This is a genomic window from Pseudomonas sp. Ma2-10 (assembly GCF_054330215.1).
This window is the reverse complement of the sequence record NZ_JBTEYL010000096.1, coordinates 1-359: the sequence shown is the minus strand read 5'-3', so window position 1 is coordinate 359 and position 359 is coordinate 1. Positions and strand designations below refer to the sequence as shown.

Annotated in this window: 1 pseudogene; it reads right to left on the bottom strand. The window is 53.5% G+C overall.

The window, feature by feature from the left end:
• Positions 1-328: pseudogene (locus tag ACXPVS_RS27465) on the bottom strand (transposase); the annotation flags it as partial.
• Between the last annotated feature and the right edge of the window lie 31 nt (positions 329-359).

Here is a 359-nt window from a genome sequence, read left to right as displayed (position 1 = left end):
TTGATACTACACCGACCTGAATGAACTGCTTCCTGCGCCATCTCTCGTCGCCGCGATGGCTTCACCACTTTTTTGCCATGGCTTCCTGGATAATTTCAGCTTTGAGACGCTCTTCGGCGTACATTTTTTTGAGGCGCCGGTTCTCCTCCTCCAGTTCGCGCAACCGAGCCATCAGCGATGCGTCCATACCGCCGAACTTGGTGCGCCACTTGTAGAAGGTGGCCGAGCTGATACCGTGCTCGCGGCACAGCTCTGGCACAGGACTTCCAGCCTCGGCTTGCTTGAGGACGGCCATGATTTGGCTATCCGAAAAACGCGATGTCTTCACTTAAAATTTCCTTGATCCGATTAGGAGAAAA